This is a genomic window from Micrococcus sp. Mcc89, from assembly GCF_024519795.1.
Lineage (GTDB): Bacteria > Actinomycetota > Actinomycetes > Actinomycetales > Micrococcaceae > Micrococcus > Micrococcus luteus.
Window position 1 is genome coordinate 1 of the sequence record NZ_JALJRI010000075.1, and the last position, 1,213, is coordinate 1,213.

The 1,213-nt window shown below is 67.8% G+C and carries 2 protein-coding genes and 1 pseudogene; 1 reads left to right on the forward strand and 2 read right to left on the reverse strand.

The genetic code is table 11. The features are described 5' to 3' along the window. On the forward strand, positions 1-289 hold a 289-nt coding region (locus NR072_RS07680; protein WP_256836735.1), incomplete at its 5' end, for a DUF3631 domain-containing protein. A 260-nt stretch (positions 290-549) separates the two neighbouring features. On the opposite strand, the gene NR072_RS07685 is transcribed toward NR072_RS07680, so the two are convergent. Together NR072_RS07685 and NR072_RS07690 are read right to left on the reverse strand one after the other, a co-directional pair. After that, complete coding sequence (locus NR072_RS07685; protein WP_069941739.1) at positions 550-897, reverse strand: hypothetical protein; 348 nt, start codon at positions 895-897, stop codon at positions 550-552. Positions 898-1,103: 206 nt separating this feature from the next. Further along, positions 1,104-1,213 (reverse strand): annotated as a pseudogene (locus NR072_RS07690) (IS481 family transposase); the annotation flags it as partial.

The following is a 1,213-nucleotide window of genomic DNA, read 5'->3' on the forward strand; positions in this document are numbered from 1 at the left end:
CAGCGGGTCATTCCCTGGCCACCTATGGGCAGCTTTTCATGGCCGCTTACAGACGCCCGAACTCATCGCCCGACTCGCCCACCTCGCCCCGCACCGCTGGGGAGTCGAGTCCTTGAAGGGACTCACGCCCCAGGGACTCGGGCGCATGTTGATGACCGGCTACAAGATCGCCAGTGACCGCGAGCCGGCCGGAGCACGACGACGCGGGTACACCCGCCAGGCGCTCGAACCCGCGTGGCGACTGTTCCATATCGACCTGTCCGATTCCGACCGGACCAGTCCGGTCTAACCGGACGGACCGGACCAACCGTCCGAACCGGCTCCATTGACGGCCCTCGACCACCTCACGGTCGGGGGCCGTCGTCATCCCGGGATCGACCGCGAGCGCCCGCCAAGCAGTGCCCGCGCTCGCGGACGTGGCCCCAGACCGCCCAACCCCGTGAATGGGGGCACCCATCGGACCCATGAAGGCCCCAGCGGAGGCGGCGACCCATGATGCCGACCCCATGGAAAGAGCCCCCGAGCGTGGACCTCATGGAAGGAGAACGCTCACCCCTGGCCCGTTTCCACGTCCATCAGGTCCGCGAGACGGAGGAAGTAGTCCGCGAGCGCCCGTGCCTGCCGTGCGTCCGGGAGGAACGCCCCACCCGTGGACAGCTCCGAGTCCTCCACCCGCACATCGGCCCACGCAACGCGGGGACGCCCGGGTGCCTCCGTGGTGACGATCTTCCCGTAGACGGTCAGGGTGGACGTGCCCGGGGACTCTAGGGCCACGGCCCCCAGGTGGATCGTGTGCTCCGTGTCCAGCGTGACCAACGTGCTCCCGGTGGCGGTCTGGTGGCCGGTGGCGGCGCTCGCGGTGAGTCCAGCGTCGTGCTGCTGCGTGGTGTTCGTCATGGTCCGTGATCCGATCTACTACCCCGGCTGACGCCGAGAATCCCGACTACTGCCCGACTAGGCAACAGTCACCGGATGCATACGCCCATGTCACACGCGGGTTGGGGGAGACTCCCCCCGTCTCCGCGAGAGAGGGCCGGAATCCACGCGATTCCGGCCCTCTTCGCGTCTGTACGCGGGGACCTGACATACCGACCGGCTGGTGACTAGTTGTAAGAGGGCATGACGTTGTTGACTCGGGCCGGGGCCAACGAGGCCGGAGGGGCGTCCCCGCAGGAGGTATGAGGCCGATGGTAGTTGTAGTGGTTCACCCACA

Bases quoted from the DNA above. Each gene is read 5' to 3' on its own strand.
- NR072_RS07685 (WP_069941739.1), bottom strand. From the start codon at position 897: ATGACGAACACCACGCAGCAGCACGACGCTGGACTCACCGCGAGCGCC.